Below are 16,892 nucleotides of genomic sequence, written 5' to 3'. Positions count from 1 at the left end.
GCGTGCTGACGCAACCACCGGGTATGCGGGCGTCGCAGTTCACGCGACAGGAGGGACATCATGCCGAAAACCCTCGCGGTCGGGCAGGTCGACATCGGTGCCGCCCTGACCGATTTCTGGAGGGCGGTGCTGCTATTCATCCCGAGGGCCGTCGCGTTCATCGTGATCCTCGTGGTGGGTTGGCTCATCGCCCGTGCCGTCCTCAGGATCGTGGACGTGGCACTCGAACGGGTGGGCTTCGACCGGGCGGTCGAACGCGGCGGCGTCAAACGCGCGCTCGAGCGAACCAAGTACGACGCGAGCGACATTCTGGCCAAGTTGGCCTACTACGCCGTCCTGCTGTTCACGCTGCAGTTCGCCTTCGGCATCTGGGGGCCAAACGCGATCAGTGACCTGATCCGCGGCGTGGTCGCCTGGCTGCCGCGGGCGTTCGTGGCGATCGTCATCGTGGTCGTCGCCGCCGCCATCGCCAACGCGGTCCGGGACCTGATCACCGGATTCCTCGGCGGGCTCTCGTACGGCCGGGTGCTGGCCGACCTGACCGCGATCTTCATCCTGGCGCTCGGCGTGATCGCCGCGCTGAACCAGGTGGGTATCGCCACCACGGTCACCACGCCGGTGCTGATCGCGGTGCTCGCCACGGTGGCCGGCATCCTGATCGTCGGTGTCGGCGGTGGTCTGGTGAAGCCGATGCAGGACCGCTGGGGCGGCTGGCTCGACCGGGTGGCGGAGGAGTCGCGCGCGATCCGCGAGCAGCGCCAGGCGCAGGGCACCGGGCGACGCGACTACGAGCGGCAGATGGCCGACCGGGGCGCGCAGCCCAGCCCGGCGACGCAGCAGTCGTCGATGGCCGGTGCCGGGCAGTACCGGTCGGGGAACACGGGCGACGAGACTCAGCAGTTCCAGCGGCCGAACGGCTGACGAACCGACAGCGCGAGGGAGGGTGCCCGCGGGTCGATCGCGGGCCCCTCCGCCGTGTCTCAGGCCAGGTGACGCGGGTCCAGTGACCGAGCCAGGGCGCAGACCGCGAGCAGGCGGGTGAGCGGCCAGTCCGGCTGCGTCCAGTCGACCGCGGTGGCCGGCGGCTGCCAGCCGTGCTCCAGGGCCGCGGCGCGGACCCCCTCGGCGTACCCGGCGAGGGCGGCCACGGTCAGCGGCCGGCGGTCGCCGTGCAGGCTGTCCCGTACGGCGGCGGCGTGCTGGTCGACCACGGCGAGCAGGCCGGGGTTGGCCGCGGCCGCGGCGAGTCCGGCGGTGCCGACGACGGCGGTGAGCGTGGTGAGGCTGGAGCGCGCGGACACCGCCGCGGAGCGGGTCGCCACCCGGTTGTCAGGCACACGCATGGTGACCGAGGCTAGCCGCGCGGCGACGGGGCCGGCCTCGTCCGACCGGTCGATGGTCCGGTCGTCCGGGTGACGTACCGGCTCCGCCGCGCGCATCGACCCGGCCGTGTGGGGGCAAAGGGAAACCGCGCGATCGGCGCGAGCGACCCCAGGGCGCGACGGAAGGGGACAGGCAGGTGGACGGACCGGACGAGGCGCACCGCCGGCCGGCCGGCGTGAGTGACACCACGGTCGAGGCGCTCGGCCGGCTCAGCGAGGCGCTGGAGACCGTGGAGCGGGCCCGGGGGCACCTCTATTCGCTGCACCAGCTGATCGGACACGCCGACCTGATGCTGGACGGCGCGGTGGAGCTGTTCCGCTCCGCCGGCCACGACGAGCTCGCCGACCGGATCGCCCGCGACCTGCTCGGCCGCAACGTGATCGCGGGACGCTGGACGTTTCAGATCGTCGAGGACTTCGACGACGGGTACTACGCGCTCTTCCGTGAGCTGGACCGCCGGGCCCGCGACGAACTGGTCGGCGGTCGCCGGCACCTTTACGAGGCGGAGATGAAGGAACGCCGCCGCACCCCGGGCCGGCCGGGGCACGAGGCGCGCCCCGGCGCCTAGTCGTACCGGCGGATCCGGCCGGGGTGGCAGCACGGAGCGGAGCGCCTCGCCCGCGGAGTAGGCGGAGATGTCGGTGACGCACCCGTGCCCGGTGTGGGCCAGCCACCACGACCCGTCCCGTTCGGCCAGCAGCGCCTCAGGCAGCGGGATCGAGTGCACGCCACCGGCGCCGTCGACGACCGCGACGCTCCTCCTGCAGCGCCCGAACCTGGGCCTGCGGCGTGTCCTCGAGCGACGCCGCCTCCCGGTCCAGCTCCGCCTGGTCGAGCCCGTCGTGGGCCAGCCGCCGCAGCTCGGTCCAGAGCACCTCGGCGGCCCGCGCCGCGTGCTTCGCCGCTTTCCGGCCCTGGAGCCGGACGACCAGGCCGTACTCGTGCGTGGTGTCGTCGACGGGCAGGTACACCGGGTCGGCGAGGCAGGCGACCCCGGCACGGGCGAGGGCCGCGTCGGTCCGGGCCTTGAGCAGCCGGAAGAGGATGAGCGCCGCGACGCCCGGGGCGGCCCGGAACGCCAGGCCGACCCCCCCGACCTCGTCGGCGTACCAGCCCGGGCCGGCCTGGTGGGGCACGGCGGGCGCGGTGCGGGTGACCCGTGGGCCGGCCGGTAACGGCAGGCGCAGGGCCGGCGGCGGGTCGGCGGTCAGCGCCAGGACGGCGTTGCCCGCGGCGAAGTACGTCCGTACGTGCCGGCGGATCTCGGCGGCGGTGAACAGCCGGTAGTCCACCACCGGCCAGCGGGCCAGCCCGGGGGGCGCGGGCCGTAGCGGCGGGCCAGCAGCGACCCCCAGGGATCGCGCAACCCGTCCTCGACGTCGCCGAGGTAGCGGTCCTCGGGCGCGGAGTCGAGCAGCGCCTCGGCCAGGTCGGTGGGCGGGAGATCCGACAGGGCCGCGCAGATCGCGGTGAAGTGTGCGGCGAGCTGCTCCGGCCGCGGTGAACGAAGTCTCGCAGATATCGGACATCTCGGTGTGCCTGTCCGCCACGTACGGCTCGGCCCACAGCACCAGCTCCTGCACCAGATGGGTCAGGCCGATGGTGTCGAGGTCCTCGTCGCGGGGGTCGCAGCCGAAGGACAGCTCCCCGAACGGCGTACCCGGCAGGTCCTGCCGAAGGACGGTCACCCCGTCGATCTCGCCTCGTCGCACGCCGGGGATCGTAGGGACGCCCGGCAAACCCGCCCGGGTCAGTCGGAGGAGCGGACGTCCGCCGGCTGCCGGCGCATCGCGTCGTCCGCGATGATGACTGTCGCGACCATCAACGCCACCACCAGGCTGAACAGCCAGGAACTGTCGGAGGCGAGCTTGGCGGCGACGGGCGCCTGGACGGCGGCGAGCAGGAAGCCGAGCCAAGCCAGGCGGCGCTGACGTGGGGTGAGAAAGCCGGTGCCCTGTTGCATCCCGAAATCTTTACGCGGGACCCAGGTATCGCCGTCCCCCGTTCGGCCGATTCTGGATGGGCTGTCCGTTTTTTTAACCTTTGGTGCCGTATCCCGTGCCCGTTCGGGGGAGGTGCGTTGAGCGCGGACCGGCTAGCGGCGTTCGCCCTGCGTGCTGCGTGAGGCAGGATGAAACCTTGTGCCCCGCGCCGCGCCGCCCCGGCCGTCCCTGCTTCTCCTCGCCTACCTGGCGTTCGTCAGCCTCGGCCTGCCCGACGGCCTGATCGGGGTGGGCTGGCCCTCCATCCGGCTCGACCTGGGCGTTCCCACCGAGGCGGTCGGGGTGGTGCTCGCCGCCGGCACCCTGGCCTACCTGACCTCCAGCGTGCTGGCCGGGTTCACCCTGGCCCGGCTGGGCGTGGGCTGGCTGCTGGCCGGCAGGACCCTGCTCGCCGGCCTGGCCCTCACCGGATACGCGCTGACCCCCGCGCTCGTCCTCATGGTGGGCTTCGCCCTGCTGCTCGGGCTCGGCTCCGGCGCGATCGACGCCGGCCTCAACGCGTACGCGGCCGGCGCGTTCGGGCCACGGCACATGAACTGGCTGCACGCGTTCTTCGGGCTCGGGGTGGCGACCGGTCCGCTGATCATGACCGGGGTGATGGGCGCCGGCCTGAGCTGGCGCTGGGGGTACGGCCTCGTCGCCGCCGCCCAGCTCGCCCTGGCCACCGCCTTCGCGCTCACCGCACGGGCCTGGCGGGAGCGCGCGCCGGTCCCGGTGCCGGCCGACCCGGTCGCGCCCGGGATGGTGCCGGGCAGCCCCGCCGAGGCGGTCGCGGTGCCCGCCGGCCGGGCCGCGGCGGCGGGGCCCGGGGTCCCGTTCGGCCCGGCGACGGGGGCGGGATCAGCGTCCGACGAGGGGCGGGAGCCGGTGGCCGCCGGGATCCCGCTGGCGACGCCGGCCGGCGGGGCGGGGGAGGACCGGCCGGTGGCCCGGCCCCCGATCGCCGAGACGCTGCGGCTGCCGGCCGTCTGGCTGGGTGGGGCCGCGTTCGCCGTCTACGTGGCGGTCGAGGTGACCACCGGGCTCTGGGCGTTCCTGCTGCTCACCGACGGACGGCAGGTCGGCCGGCCGGTCGCCGGGCTGTGCGTCTCCGGCTACTGGGGCAGCCTGTTCCTCGGGCGGGTGGTGCAGGGACTGGTCGCGGAGCGGCTCGGCACCGGCCAGGTGCTGCGGGGGAGCCTGCTCGGCCTGGTCGGGGGAGCGGCGCTGATCGCCCTGCCCGCCCCGGCCTGGGTGACGGTGGTCGGTCTGCTGGTGGTCGGCTTCGCGGCGGCGCCGGTCTTCCCGCTGCTCACCCTCAGCACGGCGGACCGGGTCGGCGCGGCCCACGCGGACCGGACCATCGGGCTCCAGATCGGCGCGGCCGGGGTGGGGGCCGCGCTGGTGCCGGCGGCCGTCGGGGTGCTGCTCGCGCGTACCTCGGTGGCGGTGCTCGGGACGACCCTGGTCGTGCTCACGCTGGTGCTCGTCGCCCTGCACGCCGCCGGCTCCCGGGTGCCGCGGCCGGCCGGCTGAGTCCGCGCCGGCCACGCCGCCCGCACGGCCGGGACGGGCTCACATGCTGTCCGGGCCGGTCCGCCCGGTCGTCGACGGCCGGTACGCCCGGTCCGCGTCGGTCATCTCCCGACGCTCGGCCTCCGGGCCGGCGCCCCGGTCCACCGCCTCGGGTCCGTGACCGAACGTGGCCTCCTCGCCGGCGTCGTTGCCGGTGGCGTCGTCGGCCTGCCCGTCGAGGGTCGACCGGGCGATCGCCCGGTCCAGCTCGTGCAGGGGAGTGCGGTCCTCGTCGCGCCACACGTGGCTGTCGTTGTCGGTCATTCCCCAGTGGTACCCGGGCCAGGTGATCGCAAACGGCCGGCGGGCACGGCGATGGCCGCCGAAGCACCGGCGGCCATCGCGAACCGTCTGTCCGAGGGCTACGAGGTCAGGGGGTCGGCCGGTCGACCGAGCCGCGCCAGGCGCCGGTCTCCTGACCGCGTCGTTCGATGAACTGCTTGAACCGCTCCAGGTCACCCTTGGCCCGGTGGTCCACCACGCCGAGCTTGTCGCCGGCCCGCTCGACCACTCCGTGCGGTTCGAACTCCATCTGCAGGGTGACCCGGGTGTGGCCCTCGTCGAGGCGGTGGAAGGTCACCACGCCGGCCTGCTGGGTGCCCCCGGTGGACCGCCAGGCCACCCGCTCGTCCGGCAGTTGCTCGGTGATCTCGGCGTCGAACTCGCGCTTCACGCCGGCGATCTCGACCGTCCAGTGGGTCATCGTGTCGGAGACCTGCCGGACCTCCTGCACACCCTCCATGAAGTGCGGAAACTCCTCGAACTGCGTCCACTGGTCGTAGGCGGTCCGGATCGGGACGGACACGTCCACGTGTTCCATAACGCCGCTCATGTCGCGGATCCTCCTGTTCCGCCGGTGTCGTGTCGCGGATCGTGGGCCGATCCACTCACCAGCGCGTCGTCTCGTTCTTGTGCCCGAGCGCGGCCCACACCTCGGAAACCGTCTGGTAACGGGTGCCGTCGGGCAGGCGTTCCAGGGCGGCGACGATGTCGGCGGGCGCCTGGTTCTCCCGCGCGTTGGCCACCAGCGTCTCGCGGTCTCCGGGCAGGGCGGTCATGGTGATGAACTTGCCGAGCCGACTGCGCGCCTCGACGTCGTCCATGCTCATTCCCTGCGGGTTGCCGCCGCGGCTCGCACCGGCCGTGAGCGTCTTCGGCTCCGGCTGGTCCTCGCCCGCTGGCTCCGGCTGGCGGGATTCCTCGACGCGCGAGCCACCGGTGCCGGGCCCCTGGACGAGACCCTCGACCTCCTGGCGCATGTTGTCGTCGACCCTGGGCGAGTGCTTGCTGTTGCCACGTTCCATGCCGACAGACATGCCCGAGGGGACCGCCGGTAAACCGGGCGCCCGCCGGCCCGGACACCGGCGACCGAACCGGTCAGGCGTCGGCCGGGGTGCGCGGCGGCAGGACCGGCTCACCCGGATCGCCGTCGCCGGCCTGTATCACCCGCCCGCGCTGGAGTTCGGCGTTGACCTGCACACCCAGCATCAGCGCACAGTTGGACAGGTAGAGCCAGACCAGGAAGGCGATGACCGCGCCGAGACTGCCGTACGTGACGTCGTACGAGCCGAAGTTGGCGACGTACAGGCCGAAACCGAAGGAGGCGAGCACCCAGGCCAGCAGGGCCAGCGCGCCGCCCGGGGTGAGCCAGCGGAACCGCGGCTGCCGGACGTTCGGGGCGATCCAGAACAGCAGCGACAGCAGCGTCATCGCCACCAGGGCCAGCACCGGCCACTTCGCCACCGTCCACACCGCCCGGGCCAGGCCGCCGGCGTGCAGCTGGTCGCCGACCGCGTCGGTGACCGGGCCGCTGACGATCAGCCCGGTGGCCACGATCGCGAGCAGCAGCAGCGACAGCGCGGCCAGCCCGATCTGCAGCGGGCGCAGCCGGTAGAACGGCCGCCCCTCCTCGACGCCGTAGATGGCGTTGGAGGCCCGGGTGAACGCGCCGATGAACCCGGAGGCCGACCAGAGCGCGCCGAGCAGACCGAAGCTGAGCAGCACCTTCGCCGAGCCCTGCTGCGCCACCACCCCGCGGACGACGCTGACGAACCCGTCGTTGCCGACCACCGAGCCGGCCCCGATCTCCCGGGCCAGGCCGATCACCGTGTCGACGGTCCGCTCGCCGTCGGAGACCAGCCCGACCAGGGCGACCACCACGATGGTGGCGGGAAAGAGCGCGAGCACGCCGTAGTAGGTGAGCGCGGCGGCCCAGTCCGCGCAGTTGTCCTTGACGAAGTTCCGTCCGGCGCGGACCAGCACCCCGCGCCAGGTCGCCCAGCTGAGCTGGCGGATCCGCCGGGGAAGGCGGGCCCGCTGCCGATCGGTGAGCACCGGCTCCGTCGTCGCCATGACCGCTCCCTTCGCCTGCGGGCGCACCTTCGGCGCGTGGCCCGGCGGTACCCCGTGGTGAAAATCGACAAACCGGGTGCCGGTTTGCCGTCGGGGCGTGGGGGAACGGTCAATTGACAACCCAGCAAGACGGAGGAGGACGACATGCCCGGGCGCGAGGTACTGCCCAGCACGCTGCGGCGCTCCCCGGCGAAGGCGCAGCGGACCTGGGAGAAGACGCACGACTCGGCAGTCGAGACGTACGGCGAGGGCGAGCGGGCGCACCGCACCGCGTTCGCCGCCGTCAAGAACGAGTTCGAGAAGGTGGGCGACCACTGGGAGCCGAAGGGCCGCAAGGGCCCGAGCGACACACAGGCCGCCGGCGGCGGGCCGGCCCGGCGTGCCCCCACGGCCGCCGGGGTGGACGCCAACGCCCCGAAGGAACACCTGATGGAGGTGGCCAAGAAGCTGGACGTCCCGGGCCGGTCCCGGATGACCAAGCCGGAACTGGTCAAGGCCATCCAGAAGGCGAACCTCAACGCGACCCGGGCGGCCCGCGGCGGTCGTTGACGGCGAGTGACACCCCGGGAGCCCGGAACCGCCGGTTCCGGGCTCCCGTCGTCCGCGGTCACCAGTGGCCGCCGCCGGGGGCCTCGATGTGCACGGCCTTGACGGCGCTGAACTCGTCGAGCAGTTCCGGGCCGTACCCGAAGCCCTGGCCGCTGCCGCGGCGCGGCTGCGCGGCACCGCCCGGCGCGCCCCCGAACACCGCGTTGACCTTCACGGTGCCCACCGGCAGTTCCCGCCAGGCCCGCTGGGCGTGACTCATCGACCCGGTCAGTACGGTGGCCGCCAGACCGTAGGGCGAGTCGGCGGCGCAGCGCAGCCCCTCGCTGAACGAGTCGACCACGACGACCGGGGCGACCGGCCCGAACGTCTCCTCGCGGATCAGGGCCATGTCGTGCCGGCAGTCGCCTACCACGGTGGCCGGGTAGAAGGCGCCCGGCCCGTCCGGAACCGTTCCGCCCGTGCGGACCCGCGCCCCCTCGGCCACCGCCGCGGTGACCTGCCCGTGCACGTGGTCCCGGTGCCGCCGGTCGACCAGCGGCCCGAGTTGGGTCCGCGGCTCCCGGCCGGGGCCGGTGGCGAGCGCCTCGGCCCGTTCGACCAGCGCGTCGACGAAGTCCTCGGCGATGTCCCGGTGCACGTAGATCCGCTCCACCGCGACGCAGATCTGCCCGGCGTTGGCGAAGCAGCCGAGCGCGGCCTGGTCCGCCGCCCAGATCGGGTCGATGTTCGCGTCGACCACCAGCGGGTCGCTGCCGCCGTTCTCCAGCAGCACCTTCGCGCCGGTACGTGCGCCGGCTGCGGCGATCGCCCGGCCGGTGGCGGTGGAGCCGACGTGGGCCACCACGTCCACCTCCTGCCCGGCCAGCGCCGCGCCCACCTCCGCCCCGCCGGTGAGCAGCGACAGCACCCCGGCCGGCAAAGCCGAGTCCAGGGCTTTCGCCAGCAGCCAGCCGGTCGCCGGGGTGCGCTCGCTCGGCTTGTAGAGCACCACGTTGCCGGTGACCAGCGCGGCGCCGAGCAGCCCGCAGGAAACCGCGACCGGATCGTTCCAGGGGGTGATCGCGGCGACCACACCACGCGGTTCGGGGGCCATGAAGTCCATCGAGGAGTGGTCGCCGTGCAGGGTCCGCCCGCCCCGCAGCGGGGCCAGTTCGGCGTACTGTCGCAGGGTGCCGATGCCGGCTGCCACGCCGCCGCGGGCGTCGTCCAGCGGCTTGCCCATCTCCGCCGTGGTGGCCTGCGCCAACTCCTCGGCGGCGGCCGACACCGCGTCCGCCGCCCGGTGCAGCGCCGCCGCCCGCTCCGCCGGGGCGGTGGTCGCCCACTCGACCGCCGCACCCCGAGCGGCCTCGACCGCCTTCGCCACCTCGTCCGCCGTCGCCACCGGCACGGTGGTCACCGCGGAGCCGTCCGCCGGGTCGGATACGACCAGCTCGCCGCCCGCGCCGCCCGCGCCCCACACTCCACCTATGAGCTGCGCAACCGTGTACATGTGCCGGGGAGTGCCCCGGCCTCGGCAAGGCAAACGCGTTTCGCCTGGTAACCGGCAGGGTAGGCGGGCCGGATGACTTCGAGCGCGGACGCCGTCGTCATCGGGGCCGGGCACAACGGTCTCGTCGCCGCGAACCTGCTGGCCGACGCCGGCTGGGACGTTCTGGTGCTGGAGGCCACCCAGGTTCCCGGCGGTGCGGTCCGCTCCGCCGAGGTCACCGCCCCCGGCTACCTGAGCGACCTCTACAGCTCCTTCTACCCCCTCGGGTACGCCTCCCCGGTGCTGCGCGGGCTCGGCCTCGACCGGTACGGGTTGCGCTGGACGCACGCCCCGGACGTGCTGGCCCACCTGCTCCCCGACGGCCGGGCGGCGGTGATCAACCGGGACCTCTCCGCCACCGCCGCCTCGCTGGAGACCTTCGCCCCAGGCGACGGGGACCGCTGGCGGCGGGCATACGCCGACTGGCGCGAGGTGGCCGAGCCGATGCTCGACCTCATCACCAGCCCCTTCCCGCCGGTCCGGGGTGGCCTCGGGCTGCTGCGCCGGCTCCGGGTGTCCGGCGCGCTCCGGCTGGCCCGCCGGTTGATGGTGCCGGTGCGGCGGCTCGGCGACGAACTCTTCGCCGGCGAGGGCGGGCCGGCGCTGCTGGCCGGCTGTGCGCTGCACACCGATCTGTCTCCGGAGGAGGCCGGCTCCGGGCTGTACGGCTGGCTGCTCACCATGCTCGGCCAGCAGGTCGGCTGGCCGGTCCCGGTGGGCGGCGCCCAGCAGATCACCGACGCGCTGGTGGCCCGCCTGATCGAGCGGGGCGGGCGGATCGACTACGCCGCCCGGGTCGACCAGGTGCTCGTTGCCCGGGGCCGGGCGATGGGCGTGCGCACCGCCGGCGGCGCCGCCTGGCGGGCCCGCCGGGCGGTCCTGGCGGACGTGCCCGCCCCGGCGCTCTACCTGGACCTGGTGGGCGCGACGGCGCTGCCGCCCCGGCTGGTCGAGGACCTGACCCACTTCAGGTGGGACGGCTCCACCCTCAAGGTCGACTGGGCGCTCTCCGCGCCGGTGCCGTGGCGGAACCGGGCGGTGGCCGGCGCGGGCACCGTGCACCTGGGCGCGGACCTGAACGGGCTGACCACGTACTCGGCCGCGCTGGCCCGGGGCGAGGTGCCGCGGGACCCGTTCCTGCTGGTGGGGCAGATGTCGGTGGCCGATCCGAGCCACTCACCGCCGGGCACCGAGTCGCTCTGGTCGTACACCCACCTGCCGTTCCGCCGGCACTGGCGGGCCGAGGAGGTCACCGCCCACGTGACCCGGATGGAGAACGTGCTGGAGGAGGCCGCCCCGGGTTTCCGCTCGCTGATCGTCGGGCGGCACGTGGCCGGCCCGGCCGACCTGGAGGCCGGCGACCCGAGCCTGGTCGGCGGGGCGCTCGGCGGCGGCACCGCCGCCGCGTACCAGCAGCTCTTCCTCCGGCCCGTCCCCGGGCTGGGCCGGGCGGACACCCCGGTGGACCGGCTCTTCCTGGCCAGCTCGTCGGCGCACCCGGGCGGCGGCGTGCACGGTGCGCCCGGCGCGAACGCCGCCCGGGCCGCCCTGGCCCGGGACCGCGCCCTCACCGGCGGCCTCTACGCGGGCGTCATCGACGCGGCGCACCGGACGGTCTACCGCTGAGCCCAGGCGGCGTCGGCGCGCGGCTGCCGAGCCGGCTGCCGGGATCCCGACAACCCCATGTGCGCGCCTTTGCTCTGCTGCACTCCACGCGACAGTCACCCGCCGTGACGGCCGGTGGTCGGCCGAACGGTCGCGCACGGTGGGTCGTTACCAGGTCAGTGCCGTGTTGCGGGGGCTGAAGCAGAGCAAAGGGGGCGGGACATGCAGACGGCCCCATCCGGGTTGTCACTGTGGGCGACAACCCGGACGGGGCCGTTGAGCGAGGGGAGTCAGCGCTCCAGCTTGCGGTGCTTGGTCCGCAGCTTGAACGGCATCAGCGCACTCTCGATCTTGGTGGCGGTGGTCATCTTGGACGCGCCCTCGCGCCGCTCCTCGAAGCGGATCGGCACCTCCAGGATGGTGTGGCCCAGCTTGGTGGCCAGGTAGTGCATCTCCACCTGGAAGCTGTAGCCGTTGGACTGCACCCGCTCCAGGCCGATGTCGCGCAGCGCGTCCGCCTGCCAGATCTTGAAGCCGGCGGTCAGGTCGCGGATCCGCACCTGGAGCAGGGTGTGCACGTAGAGGTTGGCCCAACCGCTCAGCGCCCGGCGGTAGAGCGGCCAGTTCTCGTCAAGCTCGCCGCCGGGTACGTACCGGGAGCCGATGACCACGCCGGCCTGGGTGGAGAGCAGCGCGCCGAGCATGCCGGGCAGCGCCTCCGGCGGGTGGGACAGGTCGGCGTCCATCTGCGCGACAAAGTCGGCGCCGTCCTCCAGCGCCCGGCCGATGCCGTCCACGTAGGCCCGACCGAGGCCCTCCTTGCCGGGCCGGTGCGCCACCATCACCCGGTCCGGGTGCTCGACGGCCAGCTTGTCGGCGACCTCGCCGGTCCCGTCCGGGGAGTTGTCGTCCGCCACGAGCACCTTCAGACCCGGCAGTGGCAGGGCGAGGAGCCGCTCGACCAGCGCCGGGAGGTTGCCCGCCTCGTTGTAGGTGGGAACGACGACGGTCAGACGTGCGTCGCGCCACGGGGCGGGCAACTGCACGGGTTCGATCATCACGGACTTCCTCGGTCGGTCGACAGGTTCACCTGAGAGGGTAGCCACTCCGTCCGGTGCGCTCCGCACAGACGCCCGTCCGGAGCGTCGCGGCGGACCGGCCGCGACGCTCGCCGGGGCCGGCCGACGGCTGCCGTACCCCCCACCCGGTACGCCGTCGACGGCCCGCCCGGGTTAGCTTCTCGGGGGCGGCGGGTATCGCCGGACCGGGCGGGCGCGGCGCGGTACGAGCGCCCGGCGACCAGCGGCGGAGGCGGCTCCGCCGGAGTTGATGTTTACTCCTCGGGGGGTCGGGAACCCGCGGCCCGTGCGACGGGACCACGAGCGGGATCAGTGCAGGTCAGCCGGGGTTGACCCCGGTGCTGGCCGGCTCCCGTCCGGCCTGTACGACGCGGTCCTGCTGGACCGGGACGGCACGCTCATCGAGGACGTGCCCTACAACGGTGACCCGGAGAAGGTCCGCCCGGTGCCCGGCGCGCGGGAGGCCCTGGACCGGCTGCGCGCGGCGGGCCTGCGCCTGGCGGTGGTCAGCAACCAGTCCGGCCTGGCCCGGGGCTGCTTCACCGCCGAGGACCTGCGCCGGGTCAACGCCCGGGTGGAGGAGCTGCTCGGGCCGTTCGACACCTGGCAGATCTGCCCGCACGGCGAGCCGGACGGGTGTGCCTGCCGCAAGCCCGCCCCCGGGATGGTGCACGCCGCCGCCCGGGCGCTGGGCACCACCGCGGCCCGGTGCGTGATGGTCGGGGACATCGGCGCGGACATGACCGCCGCCGCGGCGGCCGGCGCCGCGGGTGTCCTCGTCCCCACCCCGGCCACCCGGTCGGCGGAGGTGGCCGCCGCGCCGACCGTCGCGGCCGACCTGCCCGACGCGGTGGCCGAGATCCTGAACCGGGTCCGGCTGGTGGCCGCGCCCGCCACGCCGCCCCGCCGGGGCACCGTCCTGGTGGTGCGCAGCGACGCCGCCGGGGACGTGCTGGTCACCGGACCGGGTATCCGGGCGGTGGCGGCCGGCGCCGAACGGGTGGTGCTGCTCTGCGGCCCCCGCGGCCGGGCCGCGGCCGAACTGCTGCCCCGCGTCGACGAGATCATCGAGTGTCCGCTGCCGTGGATCGACGCCCCGGCGCCGCCGGTCGACCCGGCGGCCATGCGGCAACTCGTCGACCGGATCGCCGCCGTCGGCGCGCACGAGGCCGTCGTCTTCACCTCCTTCCACCAGTCCGCGCTGCCACTGGCGCTGCTGCTCCGGATGGCCGGCGTGCCCCGGATCAGCGCGATCAGCGACGACTACCCGGGCGCCCTGCTCGACGTACGCCATCGGGTACCCGTCGGAGTGCCCGAACCGGAACGGGCGCTCTCCCTCGCCGCCGCGGCCGGCTACGCCCTGCCCGACGGGGACGAGCCGGGGCTGCGATTGCGGCGGGACCGGCTGCCCCCGGCCCCGGCCGCGCTCGGCACGCCGGGATACGTCGTGCTGCACCCGGGCTCCTCGGTGGAGACCCGGGCCTGCCCGCCCGAGCTCGCCACCCGGATCGTCCGGGTACTCGCCGCCGCCGGCTACCGGGTGGTGGTGACCGGCGGACCCGACGAGCGGGAGCTGACCGCCCGGGTCGCCGCGGCCGGCGGGCTCGACCTGGGCGGCCGCACCGGGCTCGGTGAGCTGGCGGCGGTGGTCGCCCGGGCCGGCGCGCTGGTGGTCGGCAACACCGGGCCGGCGCACCTGGCCGCCGCGCTGGGCGTACCGGTGATCAGCCTCTTCGCCCCGACCGTGCCGTTCGCACAGTGGGGGCCGTACCGGGTGCCGACGGTGCGGCTCGGTGACGCCGGGGCGGCCTGCCGGGACACCCGGGCCACCTGCTGCCCGGTTCCCGGCCACCCCTGCCTCACCGACGTGGAACCGGGGCGGGTGCTGGAGGCGTTGCGCCTGCTCGGCGTACCCGCCGACGCCGCGGAGCCGGTCGGCGTGGGTCCGGTCCCCGGTGGGGTGGCGCGATGAACGTCCTGGTGTGGCACGTGCACGGGTCGTGGACGACGTCGTTCGTGCACGGCAAGCACCGGTACCTGGTGCCGGTGACCCCGGACCGGGGCCCGTACGGGCTGGGCCGCGCCCGGACGTACCCGTGGCCGGACACCGCCGTCGAGGTGACCCCGCAGGAGCTGCGCCGCGCCGAGGTGGACGTGGTGCTGCTGCAGCGCCCCGAGGAGTTCGACCTGGCCTGCGAATGGCTGGGCCGGCGGGTGGGCCGCGACGTGCCGGCGATCTACGTCGAGCACAACACCCCGAAGGGCGACGTGCCCAACACCCGGCATCCGATGGCCGACCGGGACGACCTGCTGCTCACCCACGTCACCGGATTCAACGAGCTGTTCTGGGACAACGGCGGCACCCGCACGGCGGTCGTCGAGCACGGGGTGGTCGCCCCGGCCGCCGAGTGGACCGGCGAACTGGACCGGCTGGCCGTGGTCATCAACGAGCCGGTACGCCGCTGGCGGGTCACCGGCACCGACCTGCTGGTCCGGTTCGCGGAGATCGCCCCGCTGGACGTCTACGGCATGAAGGTGGCCGGCCTCGCCGAGCACCTGGGCCTCCCCCCGGAGCGGCTGACCAGCCACGACGACGTGCCGCAGCACGCCATGCACGCCGAGCTGGCCCGCCGGCGGGCGTACCTGCACCTGTGCCGATGGACCTCGCTGGGGTTGAGCCTGATCGAGGCGATGACCATGGGCATGCCCGTGGTGGCGCTGGCCACCACCGAGGCCGCGGAGGCGGTGCCACCGTCCGCCGGCGCCATCTCCACCCGGGTCGACGTGCTGCTGGAGGCGGCCCGGGCCCTCGTCGACGACCCGTCGGCCGCCCGCCGGGCGGGCGCCGAGGCACGGGCCGCCGCACGGAACCGCTACGGCCTGGAGCGTTTTCTCGCCGACTGGGACCGGCTGCTGGAGGAGGAAGTATGCGCATCGCGATGATCTCGGAGCACGCCAGCCCGCTCGCCGTCCTCGGCGGGGAGGACGCCGGTGGCCAGAACACGCATGTCGCGGAGCTCTCCGCCGCGCTCTCCGCCGCCGGCCACGACGTGCGGGTCTACACCCGGCTCGACGCCGTGGACCTGCCCGTGGCGGTGCGCGCCCCCGACGGGTACGACGTGGTGCACGTCCCCGCCGGGCCGGCCGAGCCGGTGGCCAAGGACGACCTGCTGCCGTACATGCCGGCGTTCGGGGAGTGGCTGGCCGAGCGGTGGCGCACCGGTGACTGGCAGCCCGAGGTGGTCCACGCGCACTTCTGGATGAGCGGTCTCGCCGCGCTGGCCGCCGGCCGGCGCACCGGGGTGCCGGTGGTGCAGACGTACCACGCGCTGGGCACGGTGAAGCGGCGCCACCAGGGCGCGCAGGACACCAGCCCGCCGGGCCGGCTGGCCCACGAGCGGGAGCTGGGCTGCTCGGTCGACCGGGTGGTCGCCCAGTGCCAGGACGAGGTCGCCGAGCTGGTCCGGATGGGGGTGCCGCGGTCCCGGATGACCGTCGTCCCGTCCGGGGTGAACCTGTCCACGTTCGCCCCGCTCGGCCCGGTCGCCGAACGGGACGGCGACCGGCCGCGCATCCTCACGGTCGGCCGGCTGGTGGAGCGCAAGGGCTTCCAGGACGTCATCCGGGCCACCGCGCTGGTGCCCGACGCCGAATGTGTGGTGGTGGGGGGCCCACCGGCCGGGCTGCTGGAGACCGACCCGTACGCGCTGCGGCTGCGGGCCGTGGCCGAGTCGTGCGGCGTCGCCGACCGGGTCAGGCTGCTCGGCGCGGTGCCCCGCGAGGAGATGGGCCGCTGGTACCGCTCGGCGGACGTGCTGGTCGCCGCCCCCTGGTACGAGCCGTTCGGGCTCACCCCCCTCGAAGCGATGGCCTGCGGGGTACCGGTGATCGGGACCGCCGTCGGCGGCCTGATCGACACCGTGGTGGCGGGACGGACCGGCGACCTGGTGCCGGCCCGCGACCCGCAGGCGCTCGGCGCGGCGATCCGCCGGCTGCTCGGCGACCGGATCCGCCGTTTCGGGTACCACACGGCGGCGCTGGAGCGGGCCCGCACCCACTACTCCTGGTCGACCACCGCGGAGCGGCTGGCGGAGCTGTACGCCGAGGTGGCCACCGTCCGCCGGCCCACCCGGGTGGTCGCCTGATGGCGGCGCCCGGAACCGCCGCCGGCGGCACGGTCCTCGAGGACCACCTGACCCACCTGGCTGCCGCGCTGCTCCCGTTCCGGCAGTGCGAGCAGCTGCTGGCCCGCTGGGGCGCCGACCTCGCGCAGCGGCTGGCCGGCGGCGGGCGGTTGCTGGTAGCCGGCAACGGCGGCAGCGCCGCCGAGGCCCAGCACCTCACCGCCGAACTGGTCGGCAAGCTCCGCGACGACCGGGAACCCCTCTCCGCCATCGCGCTGCACGCGGAGACCTCCGCCATGACCGCCATCGGCAACGACTACGGCTACCAGGAGGTCTTCGCCCGGCAGGTCCGCGCGCACGGCCGACCCGACGACATCCTGCTGCTGATGTCCACCAGCGGCACCAGCGGCAACCTGCTCACCGCCGCCCGCGCCGGCCGGGACGCCGGGTTGCGCTGCTGGGCCTTCACCGGCCCCGCCCCCAACCCGCTCGCCGAACTGTGCCACGAGACCCTCGCCGTCGACTCGCCGGAGAGCCAGGTGGTGCAGGAGCTGCACCTGGTCGCCACGCACGTGCTCTGCGAGTACGTCGACCGGTCCCTGCCGGCGGCCCTCGCGGCCCGGACGACCGGGGCCACGCCGGTGCGCACCGGTGTGGAGGTGGTGCTCGGCGACGCCCCCGACCGGGAGGTGCAGGCCCGATGAGGAGGTCG

General features: G+C 74.7%; 18 protein-coding genes. 9 read left to right on the top strand and 9 right to left on the bottom strand.

All coding sequences use genetic code 11. The features are described from left to right. Positions 1-60 precede the first annotated feature (60 nt). Positions 61-921 (top strand): mechanosensitive ion channel family protein, encoded by an 861-nt coding sequence (locus ACL02O_RS04470; protein ID WP_412816651.1) that lies wholly within the window; start codon positions 61-63, stop codon positions 919-921. Between the two features lie 59 nt (positions 922-980). On the opposite strand, the gene ACL02O_RS04465 is transcribed toward ACL02O_RS04470, so the two are convergent. After that, a complete protein-coding gene (locus tag ACL02O_RS04465) occupies positions 981-1,343 on the bottom strand; it encodes a DUF6401 family natural product biosynthesis protein (RefSeq protein ID WP_412816650.1) in 363 nt (120 codons plus the stop codon). Positions 1,344-1,519: 176 nt separating this feature from the next. Here ACL02O_RS04465 and ACL02O_RS04460 point away from each other — a divergent pair, with 176 nt between their 5' ends. Next, on the top strand, positions 1,520-1,951 hold the full coding sequence (locus ACL02O_RS04460; protein WP_412816649.1) for a hypothetical protein: 432 nt from the start codon (positions 1,520-1,522) through the stop codon (positions 1,949-1,951). Positions 1,952-2,087: 136 nt separating this feature from the next. On the opposite strand, the gene ACL02O_RS04455 is transcribed toward ACL02O_RS04460, so the two are convergent. Both ACL02O_RS04455 and ACL02O_RS04450 read right to left on the bottom strand, forming a co-directional pair. Beyond that, entirely contained in the window at positions 2,088-2,675 is a 588-nt protein-coding gene (locus ACL02O_RS04455; protein WP_412816648.1) for a hypothetical protein, read from the bottom strand. Between the two features lie 458 nt (positions 2,676-3,133). After that, the gene (locus ACL02O_RS04450; RefSeq protein WP_412816647.1) at positions 3,134-3,346 is read right to left on the bottom strand and encodes a hypothetical protein; all 213 of its coding nucleotides are present in this window, start codon (positions 3,344-3,346) and stop codon (positions 3,134-3,136) included. 178 nt (positions 3,347-3,524) lie between these two features. On the opposite strand from ACL02O_RS04450, the gene ACL02O_RS04445 reads away from it, so the two are divergent. Further along, on the top strand, positions 3,525-4,901 hold the full coding sequence (locus ACL02O_RS04445; RefSeq protein WP_412816646.1) for an MFS transporter: 1,377 nt from the start codon (positions 3,525-3,527) through the stop codon (positions 4,899-4,901). A gap of 39 nt (positions 4,902-4,940) precedes the next feature. Here the strand turns inward: ACL02O_RS04445 and ACL02O_RS04440 are convergent, their stop codons facing one another. The 4 genes from ACL02O_RS04440 to ACL02O_RS04425 all read right to left on the bottom strand — a co-directional run bounded on the left by ACL02O_RS04440 (position 4,941) and on the right by ACL02O_RS04425 (position 7,292). Continuing rightward, on the bottom strand, positions 4,941-5,204 hold the full coding sequence (locus ACL02O_RS04440) for a hypothetical protein (RefSeq protein WP_412816645.1): 264 nt from the start codon (positions 5,202-5,204) through the stop codon (positions 4,941-4,943). 106 nt (positions 5,205-5,310) lie between these two features. Continuing rightward, on the bottom strand, positions 5,311-5,772 hold the full coding sequence (locus tag ACL02O_RS04435) for an SRPBCC family protein (RefSeq protein WP_412816644.1): 462 nt from the start codon (positions 5,770-5,772) through the stop codon (positions 5,311-5,313). Positions 5,773-5,827: 55 nt separating this feature from the next. Continuing rightward, the gene (locus ACL02O_RS04430; RefSeq protein WP_412816643.1) at positions 5,828-6,244 is read right to left on the bottom strand and encodes a DUF2795 domain-containing protein; all 417 of its coding nucleotides are present in this window, start codon (positions 6,242-6,244) and stop codon (positions 5,828-5,830) included. 73 nt (positions 6,245-6,317) lie between these two features. Beyond that, entirely contained in the window at positions 6,318-7,292 is a 975-nt protein-coding gene (locus ACL02O_RS04425; RefSeq protein ID WP_412816642.1) for a YihY/virulence factor BrkB family protein, read from the bottom strand. Between the two features lie 144 nt (positions 7,293-7,436). On the opposite strand from ACL02O_RS04425, the gene ACL02O_RS04420 reads away from it, so the two are divergent. After that, on the top strand, positions 7,437-7,841 hold the full coding sequence (locus tag ACL02O_RS04420) for a ChaB family protein (protein WP_412816641.1): 405 nt from the start codon (positions 7,437-7,439) through the stop codon (positions 7,839-7,841). Positions 7,842-7,899: 58 nt separating this feature from the next. Here ACL02O_RS04420 and ACL02O_RS04415 read toward each other — a convergent pair whose 3' ends face one another. Further along, on the bottom strand, positions 7,900-9,333 hold the full coding sequence (locus ACL02O_RS04415; protein ID WP_412816640.1) for an aldehyde dehydrogenase family protein: 1,434 nt from the start codon (positions 9,331-9,333) through the stop codon (positions 7,900-7,902). Between the two features lie 72 nt (positions 9,334-9,405). On the opposite strand from ACL02O_RS04415, the gene ACL02O_RS04410 reads away from it, so the two are divergent. Further along, the gene (locus ACL02O_RS04410) at positions 9,406-10,998 is read left to right on the top strand and encodes a phytoene desaturase family protein (protein WP_412816639.1); all 1,593 of its coding nucleotides are present in this window, start codon (positions 9,406-9,408) and stop codon (positions 10,996-10,998) included. A 269-nt stretch (positions 10,999-11,267) separates the two neighbouring features. Here ACL02O_RS04410 and ACL02O_RS04405 read toward each other — a convergent pair whose 3' ends face one another. Continuing rightward, a complete protein-coding gene (locus tag ACL02O_RS04405) occupies positions 11,268-12,035 on the bottom strand; it encodes a polyprenol monophosphomannose synthase (RefSeq protein ID WP_412816638.1) in 768 nt (255 codons plus the stop codon). 307 nt (positions 12,036-12,342) lie between these two features. Here ACL02O_RS04405 and ACL02O_RS04400 point away from each other — a divergent pair, with 307 nt between their 5' ends. From ACL02O_RS04400 to ACL02O_RS04385, 4 genes are read left to right on the top strand one after another with little or no spacing between them, the layout of a single operon-like run. Further along, a complete protein-coding gene (locus ACL02O_RS04400; protein ID WP_412816637.1) occupies positions 12,343-14,028 on the top strand; it encodes an HAD-IIIA family hydrolase in 1,686 nt (561 codons plus the stop codon). Further along, on the top strand, positions 14,025-14,999 hold the full coding sequence (locus ACL02O_RS04395; RefSeq protein WP_412816636.1) for a glycosyltransferase: 975 nt from the start codon (positions 14,025-14,027) through the stop codon (positions 14,997-14,999). The genes ACL02O_RS04400 and ACL02O_RS04395 overlap by 4 nt, the downstream gene beginning before the upstream one ends. Further along, on the top strand, positions 14,984-16,201 hold the full coding sequence (locus ACL02O_RS04390; RefSeq protein ID WP_412816635.1) for a glycosyltransferase: 1,218 nt from the start codon (positions 14,984-14,986) through the stop codon (positions 16,199-16,201). Before ACL02O_RS04395 ends, ACL02O_RS04390 begins: the two co-directional genes overlap by 16 nt. Next, the gene (locus ACL02O_RS04385) at positions 16,201-16,884 is read left to right on the top strand and encodes a D-sedoheptulose-7-phosphate isomerase (protein WP_412816634.1); all 684 of its coding nucleotides are present in this window, start codon (positions 16,201-16,203) and stop codon (positions 16,882-16,884) included. The genes ACL02O_RS04390 and ACL02O_RS04385 overlap by 1 nt, the downstream gene beginning before the upstream one ends. Positions 16,885-16,892: the final 8 nt, after the last annotated feature.

The organism is Micromonospora mangrovicola (assembly GCF_047200535.1).
Taxonomy (GTDB): Bacteria; Actinomycetota; Actinomycetes; order Mycobacteriales; family Micromonosporaceae; genus Micromonospora.
This window is presented reverse-complemented; position numbering and strand designations above follow the sequence as displayed.